This is a genomic window from Bradyrhizobium sp. BTAi1, from assembly GCF_000015165.1.
Taxonomy (GTDB): Bacteria; Pseudomonadota; Alphaproteobacteria; order Rhizobiales; family Xanthobacteraceae; genus Bradyrhizobium; species Bradyrhizobium denitrificans.
Genome location: NC_009485.1, coordinates 2,697,107 through 2,716,755, shown reverse-complemented (window position 1 = coordinate 2,716,755; position 19,649 = coordinate 2,697,107). Strand labels below are relative to the sequence as shown.

At 65.5% G+C, this 19,649-nt stretch carries 15 protein-coding genes; 2 read left to right on the top strand and 13 right to left on the bottom strand.

Annotated features, from left to right (window positions below):
* The first annotated feature begins 119 nt into the window (after positions 1 to 119).
* The gene (locus BBTA_RS12215; RefSeq protein WP_012042796.1) at positions 120 to 422 is read left to right on the top strand and encodes a hypothetical protein; all 303 of its coding nucleotides are present in this window, start codon (positions 120 to 122) and stop codon (positions 420 to 422) included.
* A 98-nt stretch (positions 423 to 520) separates the two neighbouring features.
* On the opposite strand, the gene BBTA_RS12210 is transcribed toward BBTA_RS12215, so the two are convergent.
* The 13 genes from BBTA_RS12210 to BBTA_RS12150 form a co-directional block, all read right to left on the bottom strand.
* Positions 521 to 1,198: a hypothetical protein gene (locus BBTA_RS12210; RefSeq protein ID WP_012042795.1), complete on the bottom strand. Its 678-nt coding sequence runs from the start codon at positions 1,196 to 1,198 to the stop codon at positions 521 to 523.
* Entirely contained in the window at positions 1,195 to 1,749 is a 555-nt protein-coding gene (gene gspM, locus BBTA_RS12205) for a type II secretion system protein GspM (RefSeq protein WP_012042794.1), read from the bottom strand. Before gspM ends, BBTA_RS12210 begins: the two co-directional genes overlap by 4 nt.
* Positions 1,746 to 2,849, bottom strand: coding sequence for a PilN domain-containing protein (locus BBTA_RS12200; protein ID WP_041750589.1), 1,104 nt, complete (start codon positions 2,847 to 2,849; stop codon positions 1,746 to 1,748). The genes gspM and BBTA_RS12200 overlap by 4 nt, the downstream gene beginning before the upstream one ends.
* A complete protein-coding gene (locus BBTA_RS12195; protein WP_012042792.1) occupies positions 2,849 to 3,793 on the bottom strand; it encodes a general secretion pathway protein GspK in 945 nt (314 codons plus the stop codon). The genes BBTA_RS12200 and BBTA_RS12195 overlap by 1 nt, the downstream gene beginning before the upstream one ends.
* Positions 3,790 to 4,494: a type II secretion system protein J gene (locus tag BBTA_RS12190; protein WP_012042791.1), complete on the bottom strand. Its 705-nt coding sequence runs from the start codon at positions 4,492 to 4,494 to the stop codon at positions 3,790 to 3,792. Before BBTA_RS12190 ends, BBTA_RS12195 begins: the two co-directional genes overlap by 4 nt.
* Positions 4,491 to 4,898 (bottom strand): prepilin-type N-terminal cleavage/methylation domain-containing protein, encoded by a 408-nt coding sequence (locus BBTA_RS12185; RefSeq protein ID WP_041750588.1) that lies wholly within the window; start codon positions 4,896 to 4,898, stop codon positions 4,491 to 4,493. The genes BBTA_RS12190 and BBTA_RS12185 overlap by 4 nt, the downstream gene beginning before the upstream one ends.
* On the bottom strand, positions 4,876 to 5,349 hold the full coding sequence (locus BBTA_RS12180) for a GspH/FimT family pseudopilin (protein ID WP_041750587.1): 474 nt from the start codon (positions 5,347 to 5,349) through the stop codon (positions 4,876 to 4,878). The genes BBTA_RS12185 and BBTA_RS12180 overlap by 23 nt, the downstream gene beginning before the upstream one ends.
* A 1-nt stretch (position 5,350) precedes the next feature.
* Positions 5,351 to 5,830 carry a type II secretion system major pseudopilin GspG gene (gene gspG, locus BBTA_RS12175; protein WP_041750586.1) on the bottom strand — a complete coding sequence of 160 codons (480 nt, stop codon included), beginning with the start codon at positions 5,828 to 5,830 and terminating at the stop codon, positions 5,351 to 5,353.
* Positions 5,831 to 5,847: 17 nt separating this feature from the next.
* Complete coding sequence (locus BBTA_RS12170) at positions 5,848 to 7,017, bottom strand: type II secretion system F family protein (protein WP_012042787.1); 1,170 nt, start codon at positions 7,015 to 7,017, stop codon at positions 5,848 to 5,850.
* Positions 7,018 to 7,066: 49 nt separating this feature from the next.
* Positions 7,067 to 8,743, bottom strand: coding sequence for a GspE/PulE family protein (locus BBTA_RS12165; protein WP_041751403.1), 1,677 nt, complete (start codon positions 8,741 to 8,743; stop codon positions 7,067 to 7,069).
* Between the two features lie 111 nt (positions 8,744 to 8,854).
* A complete protein-coding gene (locus BBTA_RS12160; RefSeq protein ID WP_012042785.1) occupies positions 8,855 to 9,382 on the bottom strand; it encodes a tetratricopeptide repeat protein in 528 nt (175 codons plus the stop codon).
* On the bottom strand, positions 9,379 to 11,721 hold the full coding sequence (gene gspD, locus BBTA_RS12155) for a type II secretion system secretin GspD (protein WP_012042784.1): 2,343 nt from the start codon (positions 11,719 to 11,721) through the stop codon (positions 9,379 to 9,381). Before gspD ends, BBTA_RS12160 begins: the two co-directional genes overlap by 4 nt.
* Before the next feature lie 131 nt (positions 11,722 to 11,852).
* Entirely contained in the window at positions 11,853 to 13,688 is a 1,836-nt protein-coding gene (locus tag BBTA_RS12150; RefSeq protein ID WP_168167887.1) for a hypothetical protein, read from the bottom strand.
* Positions 13,689 to 14,600: 912 nt separating this feature from the next.
* Here BBTA_RS12150 and BBTA_RS12145 point away from each other — a divergent pair.
* Positions 14,601 to 19,643 carry a helicase gene (locus BBTA_RS12145; protein ID WP_012042782.1) on the top strand — a complete coding sequence of 1,681 codons (5,043 nt, stop codon included), beginning with the start codon at positions 14,601 to 14,603 and terminating at the stop codon, positions 19,641 to 19,643.
* Positions 19,644 to 19,649: the final 6 nt, after the last annotated feature.

The window sequence follows — 19,649 nt, the reverse complement described above, 5'->3', positions numbered from 1 at the left end:
GACATAAAACCGACAATCAGTCTACGTAGTTCGTATCGCATAGTCGCACGAGGCTCGCCGCAGCATGCCGACTTGCTCTATCGGCAACCTGTCATGACCCGCTTCAAGGAGACCCAAGGATGCTGCTTGCTGTTGTTCTCGCGTGGGCTTGCAACGTCACCGGCGTGGCCTGTGGCGCGCCAACCACCGACATCATCCAGAAGGCCTACGAGCAGGAAGCGCCGTCATCCGGCGTGCGCCACGACAAAGGGTTGAAGATCGTCGAGGCGACATGCGACAAGGGCGATGATAGCGGGCGCTTCCTATGTCAGGTCTCGTTCGTGTCCGAGGACGATCCTGACAAGCGGCTCTATTTCGACATCGTGTCCGCCGCTCTCACCGACAAGGGATGGGTCCTCACCAGCGGATTGTGCAAGCGCTGACGGCGCGTGGGATCACCGTTCAAATCGACGTCCATGGACATCGACATCGGTGCGGAGTTCTGCCCCAAGCCGCTACGGCATCCACGAACATTGATAGCTCACAGCTGGCGGCGCCCCGAGCGCTGCCGCTGATGCATCCGGAGCAGCCGCGACTCCGGCGACAGAAAAGGCGGCCCCGCCTGCGCAAGCGGAGGAGCGGTCTGTGTCGACGGCACATCAGCAACAGTCGTAGCGACCGAATTGACCGGTTGCCCGGACGGCGAAGCGAAATGGAGAATTGCGAGGTCGTCGCCCTTCTGCAGCGTGACCGACCGCGCCTCGACCCGGCTCAGCGTCCAGCCCTGATAGTCCGCACCGGTCCTGATCCGCAGCGGTCTCCCGCCGCCCGGATCAAGGAAGATGGCAAGACCATTGTCGCCGTTGACGACAGTCCCGACCAGCGAGAGCTGCGGCCGCTCCAGTGGGCTCGGCTCCTGGGCGACCGGTGCAGCAGCGACGACCGGCGGCGGCTCATCGGCCGGCGGAGGGCGTCGCGACGGTGAGAAGATTGGCCGCTCCCGGGTTTCCGACAGCTGCGAGAGCGGAATGGCCCACAGTGGATTGCCGCTCCGCCCCTGTATCCCCGACGTTGAGAGTGCGTCGCGCATCTGTGCGGGTGGCGCGGCGGACAATGAGCCGGTGACATCGTGCCCCGCCGACCCGACGATGCCGAACGCCAAGGCCGCAGCAACGGCGCTACAGCAGGCAGCGACGCAAAGTTTGAGAAAACGCCTCATTGCGGGCCCTGCCATTGTCCGGACACCGTGATCGTGACGCGTAGTTTGCCGCCGGATGTCGCCAAGGACGAATTGCCTTCAACCACCAGCTCGTCGACGAACAGATATGGCATTCCAGCCTCCAGCTCGTAAAGCACGGATTGCAGGGCGACCTCGGCAACTTCGAGATTCGCGGTGACGCTGATATGACCGTCATTGGCGCGAGGACCTTGAACGTCGAGCTGCGACGACGACATGCTGCCGCTGTGACGAGTGACCACGTCACCCAGGCGTTGCAGCAGAACAGCGCCGGCCACCGTGACGGTGGGGCCTTCGAGGAAGGCGGATCCTTTACGAATAACCCCCTCCCCATCCTGATGCGCCGGCACCATGCTGTGGGCGTCCAGCAGCCGAAGTGTCCCGGTCAGCGCGGCCACCTCGTCCCACTGATCGAGCACGCTCTTGATGGGTAGCGTCGTCGCGGCGATCAACACAAGCAATAGGCCGGCATAGACCAGGGCGGCGACTGAAGGTGGTGCAGGAGTGCTCGTCAAGAGTTTCGCGCTGCTCATGTGCCAGGTCCAAAATGCGGCTTGATGTCGGCCTCGATGCGAAAACGCTCCCCGGTCCCATCGACCGAACGTGTCGTCGGCGCCGAGAATGTCGCATGCTTGAAGTGGGCTGACTGCTCGATCAGCCTGACCAGCGCAGCCGCATCCTGGCTGGTCCCCGCAATCTGCAGCTTGTCCTTGTCCATCCGCAGCTCGGTCACGTAGGTATTGTCCGGAAGCACCCGCGACAGGGCATCCAGCGCCAGCACGTCGGCGGCGGTCTCCTGCTTACGATGCTGGAGACCGCGCAACGCGGCGCTGTCGGTGCCCTGCAGATCGAGACGCAGCGCTGCGCGCCGCTCAGAGATCTTGCGCGACAGCAGCCGTTGCTGCTGTTCGAGCTTCTCACCGGCGATGCTCCCCGCCGCAAGAGACAGCGTCGCCGCGATCGCAGCAACCGTCAGGACGGCCGTCAGCATGCGACTGACGCGTCCGACGTCAAGCGACCCGCGCAGATGCTGCTCGGTCAGCTTCGTTGCGCTGCGCGCGCCGAGCTCGCCAGCGTCGGCTGTCTGGACGGCCTCGGGCGCAGCAAACAAGACGACCGATCCAGCTCGCCAGGATTCGGCGAGCCGAATGAGAGGCTCGAACCTTGTTCTTGGCGCGGCGATCACCATGGTCCGGATACGGTCGCCCGATATTTCGACCGGAGCCGCGCTGCCGAACACCGCCTCTTGCGCTGTCCACGGCGTCAGCCGATCGAGCTGCGAGCGGATCATGGCATCGAGAAACTCGACGGCCCGCCTGGGAAGATCCAGCGGCTTCCACAGGAAGCGGTCTGGCCTCAGCACGATCTCGATCTGGCAGCCGCGCAGCAGATTCTGCCAACTCGTGGAAAGCACCGGAACGCTCCTTTCGCCATCCGAGAGAAGAACGCGACAGTCCGGCAGGATCGATCGGCCGGGTCGCGCGATCATCCGCAACACGAAGACGTTCCGCTCGGTTTCGATCAACTGGACGGGTGGCTTGAGATGGAGCCGGCCGATCACGGCGACGGTGATCGTCGCGACAGAGCCGATCCAGGCCGCCAGTTCATGGCGCACGCGCGTTGCCATCCTCATCACAGCGCCTTTCCTGACGGCCTGAGCATGGCGGGATATCCCGCATCGTCGCGCCAGGCCAGGATCTGGTACGGATCATCGCCCTCGCCGAGCAGGATCACGGCCTCGGCCGCGGAGCGGCGACCGGCGTCGAAGGCGATGGTGATCAACACCCGGACCGCATCACCGACGTCCAAGGTCGCCGCGGCCCGGGCCGGTCCGAGTACGGAGGCAAGCGATCGAGCGTCACGGCGCAGGCCAGCGCGCTGCGCGAGGAAGCTCTTCAACAGATCCTCCGTCATCCCTGGCAGCGCGGCCACCACTTCGGGCGCAGCTTCCAGCGCATCGATCTCGCGCCGGCCGTTGAAGACGGTCACGAAGGGCATCGCCTTGTCGACCAGCGCCGGCGGCAGATCGAGCACCAGCCGGAGCTCCTCACTGCTGGCGAACGGCGCACTGCGCGGCATGTAGTCCACGCCGGCTGTCCGGTAGAGGTCGCGCTCGCCATCCGAAGCGGTCTCGCTCAGCGGGGTCCGCCAGCCGATGATCCGCTCGGCATACGCGCCGGCCTTGTCGGAGGACGCACCGAGCTCCCCGAAGAGGTTGGCCAGCATCTGCTTCGACGCGTGATTGAGATCGAGGCGGGACGCTTCCGACTGGAAGACGACCGACACCTGCGCATGATCGAGCCGGAATGAAAAAGCCCCCGCGGACGGCCGTTGTGATTTCGACGTGAGGGAGAGCTTGTAGGCGGCAAGCTCCAGGCTTGCCGAAGCCAAAGCGGCCGATCGCAGGCGCGCATCATCGAGCGACAGCCGCTGGGCCGAGCTGACGAGATACATCGACAGTGCCCCTGCCAGTCCGGCCAGTGAGATCAGGATCCACAGCACCGCCACCAGGACGAAGCCGCCTTCGCGATCATCACGTTCCGTGATCGGGAGCTCTGGCAGCCAGCGCATGATCATGGCTCCGCTCGCGCGGCGGCGCGCCCGACGGTGGCGCCGGCCGCCAGCGCCGACCGCTCGCAACCGCTGTCCGCGGGACGACAGACGCTATCGGCCGGTGCCGAAACATGGATGACTGCGATGCGCGAGATCGACGGCGCAGTCGGGTCGGCTGCGTTGCGCACCGTCACCCGCACCGCGACCGGCAGCGTCTCGGCGTTGCGCCACGACGACGTCCAGCTCCGGTCGGCGCCGGTATAGGCGAACGACACCCGGTAGGGCGATTGCAGCAGCACGACCGGATCGACGAACGCGTGGTCTGATGAACGGCCCGGCGCGAATGCTACACGCTTTCGCGTCACCACGGCGCCATCGCCCTCGCCTGCTTCGGCGACGCGAACCAGGTCGAGGCCGCGGCCTCCTCTCGGTCCGAGCGAGATCCGGACAAAGGTGACCGACGTCTCGGATCCGTCGAACAGGACGGACCTGGTCTGACCGTCGGGCCTGATGAATTCAGACGCAGCGATGTCGGCGCTGATGCGGTCGAGTGCGACGCTCACGGACTCGCTGCGCTGGATGCGATTGAGCCCACGATTCCAGTTCGGCAACCAGTGTGACGCGATCGCGGCCAGCGCCGACACGAGCAGCCCCATCAGCGCCATCGCCGCGAGAGCTTCGATCAGCGTGAAACCCGCTTGTGGATGGTCCGCTCTGCTGGTCATCGCTCGGCCTGCCTTCGGAACAGCCGGATCGTCTCGAGCTCCATAGTGGCGCCTGATGGCGATCGCACCTGGACCAGGATCTTCTGCGGCAGCCAGACGGACGCATTGTCGGCCCCGCCGAGATCGACCGCGAAGGGCTGCATTTGCGCGCGCCAGGCATGCGCCATCGTCTCCCCGGACTGCGCCCGGGATGGCGGCGGCAAACGCGACGGAAAAGCCAGCCACAGCGCGTTGTAGCCGGCCTGCACCAGCGCGACATGCTGCTCCAGCTTGCGGCTGCCACGCGCCGAAGACCCCATCAGGGCAGCGATGGCGACCAGCGACACCGCCACGATCGCGAGCGCGACCAGCGTCTCAAGCAGGGTAAATCCCGCACTCGCTTTATCGCTTGGCAAGGTCAGCATGCGATGCAACGTCGATCCTCCCCGTCAGCCAGTTGACGCGAATGTCGTAGCCGGCATTGTTATGCGTGAGCGTGATCACACCACCACAAGACATGCCTGAGCCGAAGAAGCTGATGGTCTGGCGCGCGGGCTGGTCGTCGCAACTGCGCGGCAGCACGGTCTCGAACCGCACGTCGTCAGGCAGGCGCACCACCTGTCCGTTGGTGCCGGAGCGGATCGTGCGCGCCTGCGCATCGATCCGCGTCGTGACCTCGCCGCCGCGCCGGATGGCGGCGTTGCGGTCGGCCTTCAGCAACGCGGCGACCTCGATCGCATAGGCTTCCAGACGCGGCCGCGAGGTTCGCCCGGAGACCGCAGGCAGCAGCACGGCCGCCAGCAGCGCGACGATCGCGAGCACGCAAACCACCTCGATCAGGGTGAAGCCGGCCTCGCGGCCGTGGCGGCCGACCATGCTATCTCACACCCACAGGGGTCGAGGAGGAGATGTCGGCGGCGAGATCCGTGCCCCCCTCCTGCCCGTCCGCCCCATAGGACAGGATCTCGTACGGCACCTGCTGTCCGGGCGAGCGATAGACGTAGGCGTGGCTCCAGGGATCGCTCGGGACATTGCCGCCTTTGAGATACGGCCCGGCCCAGCCCGGAATCGTCGCGACCGGCCGCACCAAAGCGGCGAGACCTTCCGACGTGGTCGGATAGCGGCCGGTGTCGAGATAGAACAGGTCGAGCGCGCTCGAAAAACTCTGGATCTGAATCCGCGCGGTCTTGACCCGGGATTCGTTCAGCGATGACAGCACGCGCGGACCGATCAGCCCCATGATCATTCCGATGATGGCGATGACGACCAGCATCTCGACCAGCGTGAAGCCGCGCTGATCCTCGTGACGCGCAGCCCCGGCCGGCCGGGGCGTCCTGTTGATCTCGGGGTGCTTCATCTCAAGGTCCATTCCTGTTAGCCCACGAGTTGGGTGACCGACAGCAGCGCGGACATCACCGACACGATGAGGCCACCCACGACGGTGCTGATGAGAATGATGGCCGCAGGACCGACAATGCCAACGATGCGATCGAGGCTGCGCTGCAGCTTCGCCTCATAGAATTCGGCGATGCGGCCAGCCAGGACCGGCACCTGCCCGGTCTCCTCACCGATCCGGATCATCCGCGTCGCCATGGCCGGCAGGATGCTCGTCGCCGCCAGCGCCTCCGACAGCTTGCCGCCGTGACGCACGCGGTCGGCCGCGGCGCCCCATTCCGCGCCATTGCCGATGGCCGACATGATGTCGACCAGGATACGCAAGGTCGCGGTCAAGGTCAGGCCGCTGCCGAGCAGGATCGCCAGATTGCGGCAGAACACGCTCGTACGATACGACCCGAATACTTTCGCGAGGCCCGGCAAGCGGCAGAGCTGTGCGATCAGGGCGGCACGGACACCGGCCCGGCCGAACAGCAGACCACCCGCAGCGACAATCGCGGCCGCCGCCGATGCAAGCGCGGCGCCATGGCCGCGCACGAAATCGGAGATGTCGAGAAACGTCGTAATGGTCGTGTCAGTCTTGGCACCGAAATCGCGCAGCACGGCCGAGAACTGGGGCAGCACGACCAGGAAGAAGAACAGCATCACCAGCGCGGCGGCGGCCAGCACGAACAGCGGGTACTGCATCGCATCGCTGAGCTTGCGCCGCATTGCGTCCGCGCGCGCCCGCTCTGCGCCGAGGACCTCGAGCACGTGATCGAGACTTCCCGAGGCTTCGCCGACCCGCACCAGCGCCAGGTACATTGCGGGAAACTGTAACGGATGATGCGCCAGCGCGTCGGCAAGACTTTCTCCGGCAAGAATGCTCGATCGCAGACGGTTGACGATCGGACGCAGCCGCCCGATGTCGGCGTCGCCGGCCAGCAATTCGAGGGAGTCCTCAAGCCGCGCACCGGCCTTCAGCAGCAGCGCCAGGTCGCGCGTGAACGTCGTGACATCGGCCTGGGTCGGACCGCCGAACCAAGCCAGCATATCGCGGGTGACAGGGCTCGCGGTCTTCTCCTCCACCGTCTCGATCGGGAGCAGCCGCAGATACTCGATGCGATCGATCACATCCTTGGCTGTCGCCGCCGAGATCGTGCCATGCACGACATCACCGTTCTCGGTCAGTGCGCGATAGCGGAACCTGCTCACCGGCTCACCGTAACGTTGTCACGCGCAAGATCTCCGCGACCGACGTCACGCCGGCCCGGCACTTTGCGATCCCGTCATCGAGCATCGTCGTCATGCCCTGACGAACGGCGGCACGGTCGATCACGCCGGCATCGGTCGTCCCCTGGATCAGCGATCGGATCTCCGGGTTGAGCTCGAGCACTTCGAAGATGCCGAGCCGGCCGCGATAACCGGAGCCGCCGCAGCTGTCGCATCCTGCGGGCTCATACACGGTCTCGCCGACCTCGAAGCCGAGGGCGGCATAGCGTGGATCCGCACAGAGATTCTCGGCGCTCAGCCTCCGCTTCGCACGGCAGCGCACGCAGAGTCTGCGGACCAGCCGCTGCGCGATGACGGCCCGCAGCGTCGAGCGCAGCAGGAAATCCTCGACGCCGAGATCGAGCAGCCGCGGCACGGCCGCCGCGGCATTCTCGGTATGCAGCGTCGTCAGCACCAGATGGCCGGTCAACGCGGCATGAACGGCCACGTGGGCGGTCTCGCCGTCGCGCACCTCGCCGACCATGATGACGTCCGGGTCCTGCCGCACGAACGACCGCAGCGCGGAGGCAAAGGTCAACCCGATGGCCGGCTTGACCTGCGACTGGTTGATGCCCGGGATCTCGTATTCAACAGGATCCTCGATGGTGAGGATCTTCCGCGTCGGCTCGTTGAGCATCGACAACGCGGTCGCAAGCGTCGTGGTCTTGCCGCTGCCCGTCGGGCCGCAGATCACGATCATGCCGTGCGGCAGCGCCAGCAGGCGGCGGAGCGCTTGATCGTCGTGCGAGGCGAAGCCGAGCTTTTCGACCGACAGCAGCCCACGTTCCTTCGGCAGCAGCCGGATCACGGCGGACTCGCCATGCTGCGTCGGCATCACGGCGACGCGCACATCGAGCTCGAGACGGCCGATGCGCAGCCGCGCGGCACCGTCCTGAGGCAGCCGCCGTTCGGCGATGTTCAGCCCGGCGACAATCTTGATGCGCGAGATCACCGCCTGGGGCAGCACACCCGACGGCGCAGGAACCGGCTTCAGCAAGCCGTCGACACGCATCCGGACCGACAGACCGCTGCGCATCGCCTCGACATGGATATCGCTGGCGCGCAGCTCGACCGCCTGTTCGAACAGGTCGTTGACGGCCCGCACCACCGGAGCTCCGGTGGCCAGGTCGCGCAGGCTCTCGATGTCGTCTTCGCGCAGCTGCGGCTGCGCCGCCTCAGTGCGAGCCGGGACCTCATCATCGCCGGCCAGCCGATTGAGCGCTGTCGCGATGTCCTCGGCGGAGGCGACCACCAGCTCGATCGGGCCGCCGAAGACCAGTTCAGCCGCGCGCGCTGTCGCAGTGTCGCGAGGATCCGCGACGGCAAGACACGGCCTGTGATCGGCGGATTGGAACGGGAAGACCATCGTCTCGCGCAGAAAGCGCCGTGAAAACTGCTCCGCCAGCGGCTTCGCAGCCAACAGCTCGGCCAGCGCGATGCGCGGCAATCCCAGCTGCCGCGCAATCTCGTCGACAAATCCTGGAGATGCAGGATCGGTCACCTCAGTTGATCTCATCCCACCCCGTTCAGGCGCTGCTCCGGCTGCCGATCCCACGAAGGATCGGACCGGAGCATGGCCGCCTTGCACGGCGTCGGCAAATCCAGGAGGAGGAGTCGAGCTCATGGCGCGTCCCATGACAGATCCTGTCGATCACCTCATTGCGGAGGGCCGTTTGGCGAATGCCTCGTTCTCCGCGTCAAAGATGACGCTTATGAGATCAGCTGATTAGAACAACTACAAACCTGGTGCCGACGCGGCCAGTCCGGTTCGACCTGACCGTCCCTGATGCCATTCCATCGCCAGACGCTGCCCTTCGATCACCTGCTCGAACGACATCTTGATGGCGACTGCATTGCGGAGTCGCAGGTATGGCTCGCGGAGCCGAACGGGTGCCGCGGCGGCTGCCAGACTCAACCATTTGTAGGCCAGCACGTGATCCTGGCTTACGCCATGGCCCTTGTCGTAGCTCAGACCGAGCAGATGCTGGGCCGCCGGATCACCGCCTTCGGCGGCTCCTGTGTACAGTTCGGCTGCGGCATCGTACGATTGCGGAACGCCAAGGCCGTTCTCATACATGTAGCCGAGCGCGGTCATCGCGCGCGGGTGCCCACGCTGCGCCATCGGCGCCAGCAGCGCGCCGGCCCTGACGTAATCGCCGCGGGCGAAGGCCGCCCATCCGTCTCCGCGTGGTCGGGCGTCGGCCACCGCAAGTCCGAGGGTCAGCGCCAGCGCGGCGAGCGCGATAGTCGACACCCGCCTCATCGGCCGGCCCGCGGCGGCTGAAGGGCGCTCGTCGACACCGGCCTGATCGTGCCACGCAGCTTGGAGCGCAGCTCCTCGGCGACGTAATGCGCATCGGTGCCGTCGCGGATGATCTGGGGGCGGATGAAGATGATCAGCTCGGTCCGCCCGCGGGTGCGATCGTTGTTGCTGAACAGATCGCCCAGCACCGGGATCTGGTCGACGCCGGGCACACCGTTGCGCGTACCCTGATGGGTCTCGCTGATGAGGCCAGCCAGCAGCACGGTCTGACCGCTGGCGACCGCGACCGCGCTCTTGACCTTGCGCTGCGCCACCGTCGGCGTGAGGCTGTTCGCGGTCTGCGGCGAGACGTTGCTGATCTCCTGCTCGATCTCCAGCCGCACATTGCCGTTCTCGTTGACGCGCGGCGCCACCCGCAGGATGATCCCGGTATTGCGATAGTCGATCGTATTCACGACCGTGTTGTTGGTCGTCAGCACCGTCGCGCTGCCGGTCGACACCGGCACCTGGTCGCCGACCTGCAATGTCGCCGCTTGATTGTCGATCACCACCAGCGAAGGATTGGACAGCACCTTGACGTCGGTGACCGTGTGCAACGCGCTCAGGATGGCGCTCGGCTGCGATTCCGACCCGATCAGGAAATTGAAGCCCGGAAAGGCACGGTTCAAGAAGGCGTTGGTGATCGTCCCGGCGGCCGAGGCGACCGTCGCCGGCGCCGATGTCGAGGTGGTGTTGAGGAGTGAGCCTTGATCTGGCCGCAGGCCAAGATTCTTGCTGGTCAGATAGGCCTGCACGCCGTAGTTCAGATTGTCGTTGAGCGTCACTTCGGCGATGGTGGCATCAATCGCGACCTGCAGCTGCGGCCGGTCGCACTGTCGCAAGGTAGCTTCGATGATGCGGTAGTTCTCACGGTCGGCATAGATCAGCAGCGTGTTGTTGACCACGTCGGGCGTGATGCGCACGCCGTCCATCAGCGGCTTGCTGCCGCCGGCGGACGCGCGCGACTCCGGGGCCGAATCGAGGCTCGTCTGGGTCGCCGGCGGCGCACCTCCGAAGCCACGATTGGCGACCAGACCGTTGTTGCCGGGCTGCTGACCCGAGAGACTGCCTGTCGACGCCGTCCCCGCGGCCGACAGCCGCTCGCTGCTCGAACTCGATGCGGCGCCCGATCCCGGGGCGAGATCCGTCGACGACGCGTCGGCGCTGGCCGAATTTCCCGTGAACATCTCGTTCAACACCCGCGCCATCTGCCGCGCTTCGCCGTATTTGACGCGGTAGACATGAACGCTGTTGCGGAGCGTGTTGCCGGCATCCAGCCGCTTGATCCAGGTCTCGGCGGTGCGCAGCAGTGCCGGCTTGCGGCTGATGACCATGACCGCGTTCATCCGGCTGATGGTCTGGAACTTGACCATGTTCTGACCGAGCCCACTGTCGCCGGTGTCCATGATCTTCTCGAGCTCGGCGACGATCGGCTCCGGATTGCCGTTGGCGATCGGGAAGATCCCGACCGATTGCCCTTTCATCCAGTCTGCGTCGAAGCTCAGCGCGGCATCGACCGCCGTGCGTCGCTCGGAGCCGGTGCCCTGGATTAACAACATGTTGCGGCCCGGGTCTGCGCGCACCGTGCCGGGCTTGAGTGCGAAGCTGTCGAGTAGCTTCAGCAGCGTCGGTGCCGAGACATATTGCAGCGGAAGCACCGTGATGCCGTAGCCGGGCTCGGCCGCAGCACCGGGCGCATCCACATTGCCCGCGCCGACTGCCTCACCGAGCGGAATCAGGCGATAGCCGGAATTATCACGTACAAGTGCCGTCCCGGCCAGCCGCAGGGCGTTCTCGAGCACGTAGACCACGTCCGATTTCGGCACCGGACGCACCGACGACAGGCTCACGGTCCCCTGGATCCGCGGATCGATGGTGTAGCCGACACCAAGCACGTCGCCGAGCACGACCTTGGCCACGGTCGCGATTGGCGAATTCTCGAAATTCAGCTCGAAGCCGTTGCCGATCGCCTGCGAATGGGCTGCGGCCTCCTGCACCGGAAGCGATGGCGCCGCCGGCAGTTCCGCACGTGCGTCCCTGGGATCGTCATTGCCGCCGTAGATCTCCGCCCGCGCACGGCGCGCCGCCGGCGACTGCTCCGGCATGACCTGTCGCGGATAGCGCGGCGAGAGGTCGAGACGCCCGACCTTGTCCATCACGTCGTCGCCGCGACTGTCGCTCCCGAGCGTCGCCGGATTGCAGCCCGCCAGCACCATCGACACTATGACCAGCGCGGCGAGCGCACGGCATCGCCGCCAACCAGGGCCCTCATCAGAAATCGCCAACACTCGCCCGCCCACCCAATCTACCGAGTACTTCCAAGTTACAAGTCTCCGAGGCGGAACAGCTCTCGTTCCGTCCTGGATCCTCAGCTCGCCTGCTGGAGGACAGCCGCCGCCCAGAGGGCAGCGGCCTCTCCTCATGCGGCCGGCTACCAGAGCCAGCCGACCCCAGCGAGAACCCGGTCGGACATCGCACCGGTCGGACTACGGTCAATGACCTTGGTGTAGTTCAGTTTGTAGACCAGGCTCGGATTGGGGAACACGGCGACGCCGACGTCATGGAACGTCATGTCACCGCTCCCTGTGATGTTATTGAGTCCGTTGGTCAGATCTGAGCCGAGCATGCCGGATGTCTGGAAGTTCTGCCGTGTGTAGCGATAGAACGGCACAATGTCGTAATCATTCGGCGCTCTGAAGTGATAGGCAATCTCGCCCGAATAGCCCCACATGTTCTTGCCGACATTGTTCGTGTCGTCGAGATCATTATTGGCCCGCAGGTTCTCCGGGTTGGAGAAGTTCACATGGGCATATTCGGCTCGCAGCTCGAGTCCGGTGTTCGGCACCCGGTAGCGCGCTTCGGTATTGAAGATCGTCATCGCGTTCTTGCCGAGCGGAACCTCGGTGCCGTCAGGCTGCGTGGCATACGCGCCGCGCGGCGTAACGTTCGGCGAATAATAGATCGCAGAGCTTCCGGCGAAGCCGGGCAGGAACGACGGCGTGTAGCTCAGACGCAAGGTATAAGCGAGCTCATTGCTCAGCTGCCGGAAGTCGCCGATCGGCGCGCGAGAGAGCGCCAGCGCTTCCGAGCCGCTGATGCCAGCCGCATAACCTCCTGAATTGATGTGGCCATTGTCACCCCGATGAGCAAAGTCGTCGCCGAAATCTTCCGCGCTCTGGCTGATCTGGAACTGATAATTCAAGCCGTCGACAATCTTGCCGTAGAAGCCGGCCGCCGGCGCATACCAGGTCGTCGGAATCAGGCCGTTGGCAAGCTCCGGCCGCTGCACCGAGTAGAACAGCGTCGGCTCGTGATAGAGATTTGTAAACGAGATCGGGATCAAGTCGATACCTGGCGAACGCAGGGTGAAATGATCGTTGAACTTGACGTCGAAGAAGGCCTGCTCGACTTCGACCGCGCCATGCAGCTTGTCATCATTGTCGAACGCAGTGCCGCCGTGCTCCCACTCCAGCTCCGCGTTGAAGGTGATATAATCGTTGACCTGATAGGTCGGCAGCAGGACCAGACGCGCCATGTCGAAACCGTTCTGCCACTGGCCGTTGGCGGCAGGATTCTGCATCGAGCCCAGCTTGATCTCGCCATACATGCCGATCCGCATTCCGGGCACTGGCGAGGGCGCCACGCCGAACAGATCCTTCCCGGTGGGCGGCGGAGGCGCCTTCAGATCGGCAGCGGGCAGGAATTTCGGCTTCGGATCGGCGTCCGCGAACGCAGCCGCGAGCCGGGACGCGGGAGATGACGGCGGCGCGGCATCGGCCGTTGTCGATCCCCCATTCTTGACGTCCTTCGAATCGGCCAGCGCCATGGCGTTGCCGACCGACTTGGACGCGGCCTGCGCGTTGTCCGACGCCTTCAAGGCGCCCCCATGTGCATCCTTCGCACCAATCAGAGCGACCGGCCCGGACGGATTCCTGGAGGCCTGCGAGGCCGACTGTCCGACGCTGGTCGTCTTCTTCGCCTTGGCGTCCTTGAGCTCGACCTGAAGCGTGTTGATGCGCTGCTCCATGGACTCGATCTTCGCCATCAGCGCCTTGACCGCCGCCCCGTCCGCCGGCTGCGACGATCGATCGTCGGCCGCCTGTGCGGCTGCCGCGCTCAACGCCAGTGTCGACACCGCGGCAAGCAGAGATGGCAGCAATCCGCCGCGGCCGCGGGTCGGACGACCGCCCCAGCCAATGTGCAAAGCGCCGTCGTGTGAGGACGCGGAATCATCCGCGCGTCTCCCGCTGCAGCTATTCAAGATCATCAGTCCAACCTCCCCATGATGATGCGCGGACTTGCATCCCCTTCACCCGCCGCCGTGAGCATCGACGCCATGCGCGAGTGCGAGCCATTCGCGCTAGAAGCCGGCAATGTCGATACTTGGGCTCGTCGAAGATGCTGGCGTGTCATCAGTTGGGCGGCGCCCGCTCCGCCAGACCGTGACTACGAGCAACCCCGCTGACCTTGGCAATTGCAGCAAACGAGCTAAGTACTTTCAGCTTCTGCTAATTGTCGTCAGATCTTCATTCAGAGCGCGAGACGGAAGTTGTCACAGCGTTGAGCTGTATTCGCTCCTCCAAAACGCGCAGAATGGCGTGACGCCATACATCGCCGGCCAACGCCGCACTCCGAGATAAATTGCGGCCTCGCCACGGCGCCGCTTGGGCGGCGCGCGGGATTTCAGCGACGAAGCGGACGCTGACGCCGTGCTGATTGCGGCAAGGCACCGCATGCTGCACGCGCCCCGGAAACGTCCCGGCACACGCGAATACCTCCCACAACCAATCAAGGCAGGCCGCGCGGATGGAGACCTCGGCTCTTTAAAGAAATTCTAAACGGACTCGCGACAGCCGACGGCAGCAGTTCTCGAAGTGATAACAGATCAGTTGACGCAGTTTTCTATGGCAAGACGTCGCATACGGATCTCTCATCATTACGCCGCATTGCGTGCCCCTATAATCCGACAATTAGTTTGGCCTACACGACGCTTGTTAGTATTTCCGCGAAAGCGGCGGACGAACAACATCAGCTGGCCACACCAAGACACTGACGCAAAGAGCGTCCATTTGCTTTGATGCTCGCGGCTGCGCTTGCCGCCGTCGGATGGACGCCGGAGTCCAGACGCGGAGGTGACCCGCTTGCTTCGTTTCGTCGCCGCCATTGTCGGAGAGCCAACATGAACGCTGTCCATCGACTGCAGCCGACGATCGGACCTTTGCAGAAGGTCCTCGATCATGTGGCCGAAGTGATCCTGCATGACGCGCAATTGGTCGATCGCGTGTCCGACCACCGGCTCGCGGGCGGACATCGCTTCGTCTTCCAGCAGCACGAGCTGGAGGATTTGCCGGGCGTTAGCTGCAATACTTTCGATGCGCATGGCCCCATCTGGCTCGCTGTCGAGCGTCTGCTTCCGGCCGACCCACCGGCGGTCGATACCGATCTGGCGATGTGGATCGACGTCTCCCCGGATCCGGACCGGCGTCCGCTGGTTCGGCAGCGCGTGACAATCACGGTGCAGACCGCAGAGAAGGACCGGCTGATCGCGGCAGCGCAGGCCCGCACCGAGCATTGCGCGCCGGCCAGCGGGCAGCCGGCCTCGGCCGGGCTCTGGAGCCTGCGCTTGCACCTCGAGCAACGCCCGGATGTCGTCGAACGTCTGGATCGCTATCTTGCCGGCTCCTGGGCCGCCTGGGCCGCGGCCGAGCGTCCACGTCGCCGGACCATCGCGCTGTACCACAAGCTGCACGACATGGCCCGCGCGACCGCGCCCGGGCACAACGAGGCGAGCTGCGAGATCGTGTGGGGTGTCGGCCTATCACGTTGGCGTCGCGGTGGCCGCGAGCTGGAGCTGCCGCTGCTCGAACGTCTGGTCGAGATCGAGGTTCGCGGAAGCTCGGACGCCGAGATCAGGATCCGTCCCCGCATGGTCGGCGCGACCGTCAACCTACGCGCATTCGAACCGCTCACATCGGCTGCCAGGCTGGCCGAGCACACCGCCGAGCAGCGGCTCGCGCGCGGCGTCGAGCTTTCGCCATTCGAGCCCGCCACCTTCGAGCCTATCCTCAGCACCATCGGCTCGCAGCTCGACCCGGACGGACTCTATTGCCCGGGGCTGCCGGATACGGCGCTGCCGCCGGCTGAAGAAACTGAGCAACTGGTCGTCTCGGATCGCTGGGTGATCTTTGCGCGGCCGCGCTCGAACGGACTCCTGCTGCGCGACATCAAGCGCCTGCAGCGAGCGCTGGACTACATGCCGGCGAACGAGGGCTGGCTCACTGCGCTGGCGCACTGTTTGCTCGGGGCTGTGGATCACGCCCCCCATGACGGCACGCGCCGGCGGCTGTCCAACGTGATCGGGGACCCGATCGCCACCACGCCAGCCGAGCAATCCGCGGCAGATCGCGGCGATCTGTTCTTTCCGCTGCCGACCAACTCCGACCAGATGGAGATCGTGCGCCAGCTCCAGCGATCGGACGGCCTTGTCGTAAAGGGCGCAGTTGCGCCCGATCGGACGGCTGCGATCGCCAACGTGGTCTGTCACCATCTCGCGCTTGGCCTGCGGGTCCTCGTCGTGTCCCGCAGCAAACCCGCACTTTTGGCGCTGTCCGAAAAGCTGCCCCGCGCCGTTCGCGACCTCACGGTCGATCTGACCGGATCCGACAAGGACGCGTTGAAGCACGCTGAGCGCGTGGTCCGCCGGCTGCTGTCGATCCTGGACACGACCGACCTGCACGCCCAGGCCGAACAGGTCAACCGGCTCGAGCAGGACATCATCGCGACCAGCCACGCAATAACGCGTCTCGATGACGAGGTCGCCGACATCGCCGGCCGTACGCTGCTGCGATCCGGCACTTCCGATTTGCCGCTCGACGCGCTGGCAACCATGATTGCTGATCGCGATGCCTATGCGTGGTTCACTGATCGGCCGCTGCGATTTCTGAGCGAGACCGATCTGATCGTCGCCGCGGTCGACCAGGCGCGGTCGGCGCGATCGCGGCTTGGCGGAGACATCGAATACCTCGATGACCAAGTGCCGGACATCGCGCAGCTGCCTGACGCAGCGGCGGTGATGCGACTGCACGCGGATTTGCAGTTGATGGCCGCGGTAGCGGACCAGGACGGCGATGATGGCCAGCTGGCCCATCAGGCCGTCGCGAAACTCCAGCCGGAGGGCGCCGACAAGTTCGCCAGCGATCTTGAGGCACTGGCGGCGGCGCATCGGACCGTTGCCGACGAACCATGGCTTGCATCGCTGTCTCCGGTCGGCTCCGAGGCAAGCGACACCTCCGTCGACAGCGGCATCCTGGTTGATTTTGCCCGCGATGCATCATCCTTGTTGGCGCGACGCGCCGGATTCCTGGTGAGGCCGGTGGACATTCCAGCCGACGCCTTCACCAACGAGGAGTTGCTGAGGCGCGTCGAGCGGCTCTCGGCCGGACAAAAGGCCTTTGCGACGTTCTCGCGATCCGGACGCGTGCTGAAGCAGACATTGGATGCGATCACAATCTGCGGCTTCGCGCCGAACAGCGCAGCCGATTGGGGCCATGTGCGCGATTATCTGACATGGCGGCGTCACCTGCATTCGCTCGACGTCCGATGGCGCACACTGGCCGTCGAGATCGGTGCGCCAACGCACGAGCCCGACTCCGCCAACACCCTCCACGGCCACGAGCGTATCGTCAGGAACGTCGAGGTCGCGATCGTGACCGCGGCGCTGGCCAGCCGTAATGTCCTGGCCACGATCGCAAAGCTGTCGATGCCGGCCGGCAAAGTCGCCAGCTTGCTCGGCGACAGCCGCCGATTGGCCGCGCTCGCATCCGTCATCAGAAGCACTGCCGAGCGCATCGGCAAGCAGCGCAGCGAGCTCGCCCGGCTGAACGAGCTGTTTCACGGCCGCGGTGCAATCACGACACGGGTCCAGGCCGAAGTACTGTCGCAGATCGGACGAGCCGACGTCGACCCGCGTGAGATCGAGACGCGCTGGGGCGTCATTTGCAGGCAGCTGCAGAGCCTGCATGAGCGGCGCCAGGATATCGAGCTCCTCACCGAGGTTTGCCAGAGCTTGACCGAGGCCGGGGCGAGCGCACTCGCCCGGCGGATCCGCACCGAGCCGGCCACCGCGGACGGCGGCGACGCGGTGCTGGTCGCCGACTGGATGCTGGCCTGGAACTGGGCCGTGCTGATCGGACAGACCGAAGGCGTCGGTCAGCAGCAGCTGCTGCAGGATCTGTCCGAGCAGCGCGCCGTATTGGAGACGCGGCTGCGCGAGCTGTTCGAGGACGTTGTCGTTGCGCGGATGCACCTCGCCTTGGTCCAGAACACGAGCAGCGCCGTGCGGCAGGCGTTCACCATGTTCACGACGACGTCGCACAAGCTTGCCGCGACCTGCTCCGGTCCGAGCGCGTTCCGGCTGCGTCAGGTCGCGCGCGAGGGCCTCGAAAATTGCCACCAAGGCATCCCCTGCCAGCTGATGCCGGCTTGGCGCGTTGCCGAGCAGCTGCCGCCGCGACTGGACGCATTCGATCTCATCATCATCGACGACGCCTCGCGATCGGACCTGCGCGAACTCACGACCCTGCTCAGAGGCCGCAAGATTCTCGCGGTCGCCGAAGACCGGCCGAGCGAGGAGACAATCGTCCCGGACGATCGCGACGTCCGAGAGATCATCCGCGCTCCACGCGGCGGTGTCCCGATCCCCATTCGTCAGCTCATGCCGCCGAAGACGGCGCTCTGCGATCTCCTCAACGCGCTGTTTCCCGACCGGGTGATCCGGCTCCGTGAGCATGCGCGTCGTGTCGCCCCCATCGCACTTCCGATGCTCAGTCCGCCGCAACCATTCATCCCGCCGCAGTCCGCTGCGGCCACAGCATATTCTGCTCCGGCGGCGCTCGCCGGCGCTGCAGAACCTCGACTGCCCGTCACACGGCCGGCCCATTCACTGGAAGACGAAATCGCCACGGTCGCGGAAAACCTCTCGATCGCCCGACGAGACCAGCGCGACGCGTTGAGCGAGCCGACGGAGCATCCAGCGCCGGACTGGCTGCGCAGCGGGATCATCGGCGGCGCCCCGGCGGACGAGGCACGGGCCTCGCGCCGGTCGGGACACGACGTCGCCAGCGAGAAGCTTGACGTCTCGCCGCTTGATGCCCCCTCTCCGGCGCTGCCGCCTTGGATGGAGCCAGTCGCACCGGCGACAGACAAAGAAAACGAACTTCGCGCCCAAGCAACATCGATCTCGAACGATCCCTCGGACGCCGCCCGCGCCAAGCCGGCGAAAGCGCCTGACACGGGCGCGGCCATGGCGCGCGGCCAGTTTGGGCCTGCGCGCGGCCGTGCCATCATCGATCACCAGCGGCTCTCGGCACGCCTGCGTCCGGCGCTCGACCAGATCAGAGCGCGGCCGCGCAGTTCGCTGCGCCGACCGGTCGTGGCCGCAGCCGCAGTCCTGACCATTACCCTGGTGACCGCGTCGCTCGTCTGGCAGCCGACAGGACGTCGGATCGCGACGTCCTGGCAGACAGCCCTGACTCAGCTTACGGCCTCGTGGAATGCAGCCCCGCCTGCCGCCGCGCTGCCGGCGACAACGGAGCCGCACAAGGTCACCGCGGAACGGATGACGCCGGACGTCACGAGCACGGCATCCCGCGAGGGCTCTCCTGGGAGCACCATCACGACGGGGAACGCGGCCCAACCGATGGTGTCGCATGCCGTTCTCTATCAGGAGGACCCGCAGGACCCAGGCGGCAAGCGCTATCTCGGCAAGGTGACCTGGCGCGTCGAGCCCGCCGCCGGCAGCGTGCCGGCTTCGATCAAAGGCGATGTCGAGATCGACAAGCAGATGAAGGCCACGTTGTCGCTGCGGCCCAACAAGGAAAGCGAAATGCCGGCGAGCCATATCCTGGAGGTCAAGTTCAACTGGCCGGGCGACCCGAGCCACGCAGGAGTCGACACCTTGAAGGGCGTCAGCATGAAGGCCAAGGAGGCAGGCCGCGGCGCCGCATTGTCCACCCTGACCGCCAAGGTCACACCGGAATTCTTCATGATCGCGCTGTCCGCCAATGAGGTCGACAAGACGCGGAACTTCCTGCTTCTGAAAGGCAAGGAATGGATCGATATCCCGATCGTGTACAACGGCGGCAGCCGCGCCGTGCTGGCAATCGAGAAGGGAGCGGACGGTGAGCGCGCATTCACGGATGCGTTTACCGCCTGGGGACAATGAACCGGC